8 protein-coding genes and 1 tRNA gene are annotated in these 7,193 nt (G+C 53.1%); 4 read left to right on the top strand and 5 right to left on the bottom strand.

All coding sequences use genetic code 11. The features are described from left to right. A partial coding sequence (locus tag ACXJJW_RS10400; RefSeq protein WP_456475679.1) for a type II toxin-antitoxin system HicB family antitoxin occupies positions 1-160 on the bottom strand: 160 nt, incomplete at its 3' end. 5 nt (positions 161-165) lie between these two features. Next, positions 166-456: a type II toxin-antitoxin system HicA family toxin gene (locus ACXJJW_RS10395; RefSeq protein ID WP_456475675.1), complete on the bottom strand. Its 291-nt coding sequence runs from the start codon at positions 454-456 to the stop codon at positions 166-168. Between the two features lie 219 nt (positions 457-675). Between ACXJJW_RS10395 and ACXJJW_RS10390 the strand changes: the two genes are divergently transcribed. Both ACXJJW_RS10390 and ACXJJW_RS10385 read left to right on the top strand, forming a co-directional pair. After that, positions 676-861, top strand: a complete 186-nt coding sequence (locus ACXJJW_RS10390; RefSeq protein ID WP_456475674.1) for a hypothetical protein — start codon at positions 676-678, stop codon at positions 859-861. Continuing rightward, positions 861-1,352, top strand: a complete 492-nt coding sequence (locus tag ACXJJW_RS10385) for a PIN domain-containing protein (protein WP_456475673.1) — start codon at positions 861-863, stop codon at positions 1,350-1,352. Before ACXJJW_RS10390 ends, ACXJJW_RS10385 begins: the two co-directional genes overlap by 1 nt. Before the next feature lie 236 nt (positions 1,353-1,588). On the opposite strand, the gene ACXJJW_RS10380 is transcribed toward ACXJJW_RS10385, so the two are convergent. Further along, positions 1,589-1,672, bottom strand: a tRNA-Ser gene (locus tag ACXJJW_RS10380). 126 nt (positions 1,673-1,798) lie between these two features. Between ACXJJW_RS10380 and ACXJJW_RS10375 the strand changes: the two genes are divergently transcribed. Next, positions 1,799-2,725, top strand: a complete 927-nt coding sequence (locus ACXJJW_RS10375; RefSeq protein ID WP_456475672.1) for a carbohydrate kinase family protein — start codon at positions 1,799-1,801, stop codon at positions 2,723-2,725. Here the strand turns inward: ACXJJW_RS10375 and hypF are convergent, their stop codons facing one another. Both hypF and ACXJJW_RS10365 read right to left on the bottom strand, forming a co-directional pair. Then, positions 2,726-4,993, bottom strand: coding sequence for a carbamoyltransferase HypF (hypF, locus tag ACXJJW_RS10370; protein ID WP_456475671.1), 2,268 nt, complete (start codon positions 4,991-4,993; stop codon positions 2,726-2,728). 41 nt (positions 4,994-5,034) lie between these two features. Continuing rightward, a complete protein-coding gene (locus ACXJJW_RS10365) occupies positions 5,035-5,640 on the bottom strand; it encodes a CDP-alcohol phosphatidyltransferase family protein (protein WP_456475670.1) in 606 nt (201 codons plus the stop codon). A gap of 44 nt (positions 5,641-5,684) precedes the next feature. Between ACXJJW_RS10365 and ACXJJW_RS10360 the strand changes: the two genes are divergently transcribed. Further along, positions 5,685-7,181, top strand: coding sequence for a dihydropteroate synthase-like protein (locus ACXJJW_RS10360; RefSeq protein ID WP_456475669.1), 1,497 nt, complete (start codon positions 5,685-5,687; stop codon positions 7,179-7,181). Positions 7,182-7,193 lie beyond the last annotated feature (12 nt).

Genomic DNA, 7,193 nt, shown 5'->3' with positions numbered 1-7,193 from the left:
TGGCAGCTTCCAGCCACAGCTCTATGGCGGTTTTAATTTCCTTTAAGGCTTCCTCGGGAGTTTCTCCAAAAGCTGAGCATCCGGGAAGCTCGGGAGCAACGGCTATAAAACCCTCATCTTCCTGGCTGTAGAAAATTTCTATTTTATACTTCTGCCACATGCCTCTCATTCCTCAAGCAGATTATATTTCTCCACGAGCTTTAAGAATTGCCTTACCTGATATACTTTAGCTCTACATTTAACGTGTTGAATTGTTAGAATTTCCTTTATCCCCTTCCTAGTGAAAACCCTGTGAGAACCTCTGCCACCTCTGTATTTAAAGCCAAAAATCTCTAACGCTTTACAGAAGTCCTCAAATCTAACATTTTTAGGGTTTCCTTCCAGCTTTCTGTATATTTTCTCTTTCTTTGCTTTCAATTCCTGCACCGTATTTATTTTTGTCAGCCTTTCCCTCATGCCCCCACTACCACCTTAGGCGCCTTTATATCAGCCATGAGCTGTGCACCTCTGCCAAAACTTCCAGCTGCTTTTCCTTGGGGGCCATTAAAGTCCAAGCCTTTGTTGTGACTAAGGAGCGCCGGGGAAGGGATTCCCATTAATGGTCATTCAAGCAATATCAGGCGATGGAATATTTTTTAAAGGTTAAAAGGCAACCATATAGCAGGGGTGATTGGAATGCCTGTCCAAGTGTCAGGGAGAATAATCAATAAAAAAACAGTCGTCCTCGATAGACCCTTAAAGACCGATGAGAAAGAGATATTGGTTAAACTGAAGAGGGGTCCGATAGTTAAGACCAAGATAGATGCTCCTGAGGACTTGGTTTTGGAGATCGCAGATAAAGACTTGGAAGAGCTGATTTGATGGAGCTCGCCCAATTTGTTAAAGGCTCAGTTTTCGTTGATACAAGCATCCTTATACATGCCTTCACTAACACCCGCTACACCAAAACCTGTGAGGACTTCTTGGGCAGGGTTAAATATGGCGAAGTCTCGGGCTACATTAACCCCACCGTTGTTGATGAGTTCTTTCACAAACTCGTGATCTTCACAACATATTCTAAGAAAAAGCTAACCTCCCAGAAGGCCATAACCTACCTGAAGCGAAACCCAGACTTCATTAGAAAATTAAACAAACCATTCAAGGCGACCAGAGAAGTCCTCAACGACTATGGGTTTAATGTCCTAGACACGTCAAAGACCTTGGAGGAGGCCCTGAACATTTCAAGGAAACATGGACTATTGTTTTCGGATGCCCTCCATGCTGCATGTTGCAAAATATATAATATCCCCGACATAGCCACTAACGACGCCGACTTCCAGAGGGTGGACTTCCTGAAGGTGTGGAAACCATAGCTAAATTTCAAAGAATCACAGCTTTGCTGTGGCTGTTATTCCTTAAATATTGCCATAGTGGTTCCCATAGACTTTATATTTGATAAAACTTATTATAATCTGTAACTAGAAACTAACAATTTGATTTTTAATCGGCGTTAAACTAGGAAATTAGCGCAGGGGATTCAGAACCAAACTTCAGAAAGTTTGACCATCATATCGCGGTATTTTCGCTGCGCTCCAATACCGCTATTTTACGCCGGGGAAGGGATTTGAACCCCTGAGCTCTTGCGAGCACCAGATCTCAAGTCTGGCGCCTTCCCTGGCTAGGCTACCCCGGCAGACATTCTAACCGCATGGAATAACAAAAATAAATTTAAATGCAATTCTGGTAATGCTCGTGACTTCGCCGGTGGCATGTGGGCAATGGCAGTAAAAAATTTATTCCCCCCTCACTTGATTATACCATGGATGTTGTTGCAATAGGGCATGCCAGTGTTGACCAGGTTCGCATCTCGGGTGAGCAGAAGAACCAGCTAGGGGGGGCGGCGATCTATTCTGCGCTTGGGGCAAAGATATTCTCACGTGCCGGCGTGGTAACCCGTGTCGGCACAGATTTTCCAGATGAATTTCTTTCACTGCTCCAGAAGGCTGGGGTGGACACAACCGGGGTAAAGCGAATTAAGGGGAGGAGCACCAGCTTCGAGATTGACTACGATGAAAATGGGCAGGCGTACTACAGGACCTACAGACTGGGTGTTGGCATACACATTCGCCCTCCGGACATACCCAAGGGCTACCTCACGGCCAGGGCTTTCCACATAGCTCCTATGGCAGCCAGCAAACAGCACTCCTTTGTCAAATACCTCAGAGAGCGCACCTACGGATTGATCTCCCTCAACACGCATGCAGCCTACTTCCAGAGGTACAGAAAGGAGCTTATTGAGCTTATAGGCGAGGTGGACATCTTCACAATAAACGATGACGAGGCCATGCGTCTAACCGCCACGCGAAGCCTGGAGCACGCCATAAATGCGCTTAAAAAGGTAAACCACAGCATCATCGTCGTCACCATGGGCGTGTACGGGAGCATAATCCTCGAACGCGGAGAGGTCAGCTTCTCCCCCTCAGTAGTCCAGCGCAGCATTGTGGACCTCACCGGATGCGGTGATGCCTTCGCCGGCTCCTTTCTGTCCAGCTACCTCAGGACAGAGAATGCGGTGAAGGCAGCGAACATCGCCAATAGTGTTGCTGCGATAAATGCAAGCGACTGGAACTTCAGAGCCCTAAGCCGGCTTTCCTTTCCCAGTCTGGAGGCCTTTCAGGAGTTCGTTGTAGCAAGGCAGCGTAGGCTGAGTAAAAACCAGCGCAGTCTGGAACACTTTCTGGGGTAGCTACTCCTCCATGCGCTTTGCAGCGATGTAGCACTGTCCCAGGGCGATGCCGCCATCACCAGGCGGCGCAAGACGGTGCTGAAGTAATACAAAGCCCTCCTTCTCCACTTTCTCCTTTACCTTTCTTACAATTGCATCGTTGTAGGCCACGCCACCCGAGATGCCTATCCTTTCCACACCCCTTCGCTCTGCAGCACTAACAGCGAGCTTTGCCATGCTCTCGGCGAGCACAGCCTGGGCAGAGGCGGCAATATCCTCGCAGCGCTCGCCCTCCTGCAGGTATTCCAGGGCCTTCGCCACTATGCTGCCCGTATCAAGCACCATGGCATCACCCTCCCGCCTTATTTGCATAGGCATCTCAAGCTTTGCCTTTCCCTTAAGTGCAAGGGCTTCAAGCTTTATCGCAGGCTCACCCTCGTAGGTCCTCTTTCTACACACACCAAGAAGTGCTGCAATGGCATCGAGAACCCTGCCCATGCTAGAGGTTTCCACCACATTAAACCGCCTATCAAGCTGCCTTACCACCACGTTGGCCTCGCCCTCACGCACACCAAGGCTGATCAAAAGCTCACATAGTTCATCTCCCGAGTAGCGCCTGTACAGCATCCCTGCGAGCATGCGCATCGGGTAGCGCGCCGAGGCGTCTCCTCCAGGGGCGGGGTGATATTCCAGGTGCGCCTCCCTTGAAAACCTGCTGCCTGAGCAGTACAGCACCTCACCTCCCCAGGCTCTGCCATCGCTGCCATATCCAAAACCGTCCACCGCAATGCCCACCATCTCCTCTACCCCCGCCTCTGCGAGAAGGGATGCAGCATGGGCATGGTGGTGCTGTACCTCCAGCAGTGAGCAGCGATAGCGCGAGGCGATCTTCTTGGCTAGCTTTGAGGTAGCAAACTCAGGGTGGAGGTCTCTGACAACATATCCTGGCTTTTCCACGCGGTTGAGCTTCATCAGCGTGGAGCAGGCTTGGTCAAGAAATTCAAGGGTGCGCAGCTTCTTGGTATCGCCAATGTACTGGGTAAGGAAGGCACGTCCTCCCAGGAGCAGACAGCCGGTGACATTTTCCTCAGCCCCAACTGCAAGGACTGCGTGTTCATATTTTAGCTTCAGCTCTATGGGCAGAGGAACATAACCCCGCGAACGGCGCAGGAAAGCTGCGCTGCCTGCAACAGGCTTGATCACGCTGTCATCCACTCGGTTGCTTATCCTGCGGTTGTGCACAAGGGAGTAGTCCTGGTACCTCAGACTCAGAACATCTTTAGGGGTGATCGCCATGGGCTCGCCCGGCAGGTTGGCGGAGGTCATGATAAAAGCCGGCTGCGAGGAGTAGTGGAAGAGCAGGTGATGCACACCTGTGTATGGGAGCATTATCCCCACATTGTGCAGCCCGGGGGCCACGAGGGGGGAGAGGGGCGAAGGACTGCGCCTGCGCAGCAGCACTATGGGACGCTGGGGGCTGAGCAACAGCCTCTCCTCCTCTTCGCTTACATGGGCAAAGAGCTTCGCCGCCTCAAGGTCCCGCGCCATTATCGCAAAGGGCTTCTCTGGCCTGTGGGAAGCCTCACGAAGCTTCATAAGCGGCTCATCCTCAGTAACCTTCGCCGCAAGGTGCGTCCCCCCGAGGCCCATCACCGTAACGATATGGCCTTCATTGATGAGCCTCGCAGCCTCGCGTATCGGGTCGCTGACATCAAGCTTCTGCTTATCCTTATAAAGCTCATAACTCGGCCCGCATCTGGGACATGCGACGGGCTCTGCGTGAAAGCGCCTGTCTTCAGGATTCAGATATTCACTGGCGCATCCTTTGCACATCGCAAAGTCGCGCATCGTTGTATTCTTTCTGTCATAGGGCAGCGCCTCAATAATCGCATACCTGGGACCGCAGTCGGTGCACACGGTGAAAGGGTACATGTATCGCCTGTCTGAATTGTCGAACATCTCCTCCAGGCAGGCATCGCATATCGCAACGTCCGGAGGTATAACAGAGCCCTCACCGCCCCTGCGGGCGCTCCTGAGCACCACAAAGTCCTCATAATCTGCGCTCTCCCCTGCTGGCAGTTCCTGTATGGAGTGGATCTCCGCAAGGGGCGGAAGTTCCTCTTTGAGGCGGTCGATAAAACGCTCAACCCTGCCAATCGCGAGGACCTCAACACTGTTTCCCCTGTTGCGAACATAGCCGCGGATTCCCAGCTTCTTGGCTACACGATAAACAAAGGGTCTAAAGCCTACGCCCTGAACCACGCCGCGTACAATAAAGCGTTTTTTCATTGGTAGAGTATTGGCATTATGGTTTAAAGGGTTTTGCCTGGCTATTTCCGCTGCTTGTCAGCCTTTAGGAGGGCATAGGTGTAGAAGATTCGCTCAAGCGCCGTGGAGTGGGATAGCAGAGCAACGAGCACCAGCGTATAGTAAACTGCACTCTCGGGCTCCAGCACACCGGCAAGAGAGGCGGCGATGGCGGCGATGATTATCACAAGCCTCTCGGCACGCTCCCCCAGACCAACGTCGCAGCGCGGGACGAAGAGCTCCGCCCTCGCACGGGTGTAGCTCACCATCAAGCTTCCGAGGAGGGCAATGAAGGCAATGAGATAATGATTCTCCAGATAGAGGGCAAGACCAATAATAACAGCAGCATCGGCATACCTGTCCAGGGTGGCGTCAAAAAAGGCGCCAAAGTCGCTCACACGCTTTGAAATCCTGGCCACGGCGCCGTCGATGGCATCGAAGAAGCCAGTTAAGAGCAGAAGCACAAAGGCAAGCTCAAGGCGCTTCATAGCAAGGGCATAGGCTGTGGCAAAGCTTGCAAGTAAGCCGAGGAGTGTTAGAATGTTCGGAGGCACATTCAGCGCTGCAAAGAGCCTGGCTATGGGCACTATTACGATGTTCGCTGTTCCTCTGAAGCGCGCACTCAGCATGCTAAGCGTGTAAAGCTTTACTCGTTAAAATACTTATCGCGGGTATGAAGGTGCTCATAGTCACGGGAAAGCTTGCAGCTTCCCGGGCCCTTGCGATAGCCAGGCGCTTCTCTGCGAAGGTGCACATAACCGGCGAGGAGGTGGCAAGCCTTCTCACCCCGAGAAAGATTGCGAAGAGCCTGGGCAGAGTTGGCGATGCCGATATGGTGCTGGTACCAGGCCTGGTGAAGGGCGATGTTGGCGAGATTGCACGCATTATCGGCGTGCCCGTTTACAAGGGTACCCGGGACATCGCCGACCTAGAGGTTCTCCTCAGAAATCTGGATAAAATTGAGCTCTCCACCACAGAACCTGCGGATGCGCCGCTTGAGGACATGGTAATAGCGCAGGCGCTGCATGAGCTGAAGCGTATAGATTCCGCGAAGCTCAGGGAGAAACTGCTGAAGCGCAGGGGGAATATGCTTATAGGCAGCGTCGCTGTGGGCAGGGACTTCCCCATGAGGGTACTCGCTGAGATCGTCGGCATAGAGCACCTGAGCGACGGGGAGATTTTGAAGCGGGCGGAGTACTTTAAGCGCAGCGGTGCGGACATAATAGACCTGGGGATAATGGAATCTTCGCCCAAACGTGTGGCTGAGGTGGTGGAGCTTTTAAAGCCACTGGACGTGCCCCTGTCCGTGGATACAATGGATGCGCAAAACATCGCCTCCGCCATAGAGGCAGGGGCAGACCTCATACTGAGCTTTGACCACGAGCTTCTGAAGGAATTCTCAGGCATAGGCACGCCCTGTGTTATAATCCCTCGCCGTGGAGGTGAGGTGCCGGCAAAGCCTGAGCAGCGGGTGAAGCTTCTGGAGGAGAACATTGCCCTAGCGGAGGAGCAGGGATTTAAAAGGATTGTGGCCGACCCCCTGCTATCACCGCTGAACTTCGGATTTGTGGAATCTGTCGAGGCATATCGCCGCTTCGGTGCGCTTAATCCCGAGCGGGTGACGCTCTTCGGCGCGGGTAATGTGAGCGAACTCCTCGACGCCGACTCCACAGGCGTTAATGCACTCCTCGCGGGCATAGCAAGCGAGGTTGGGGCGAGCATACTCTTTACGCCTGAGGCGAGCGCCAAAGCCAGAGGCAGCGTTCGCGAGCTGAGCGTCGCTGCGAAGATGATGTTTCTGGCAAAGCGGCGCGGGGCAATGCCCAAAGACTTGGGGCTCAGTCTGCTCCTGTGCAAGGAGAAGCGCCTCAGGCGGGAGCCTGTGCCCGAGGAGGTAAAGCGAGCCAGGGTGAAGGCGAGGCAGAGCACCTCACGCAGGATGGATGCGAAGGGCTACTTCAAGATATATGTGGACGACGCAATATACTGCGCCCATTTTAAGGATGGCGAACTAAACCTCGTGGTCACCGGCGAGAGCGCTCGAGAGATAGGCGATACGCTGCTGCGTCTGGGTTTAGTGGGCGAGCTCTCCCATGCTCTGTACCTGGGCCGCGAGCTCCAGCGCGCCGAGGATGCGCTGCGCTTCGGAAGGAGCTATGTGCAGCGGTGAGTTAAAAATTGT

Source organism: Candidatus Pyrohabitans sp. (assembly GCF_054014795.1).
The sequence above is the reverse complement of the archived record's forward strand: the minus strand, read 5'-3'. Positions and strand labels throughout refer to the sequence as shown.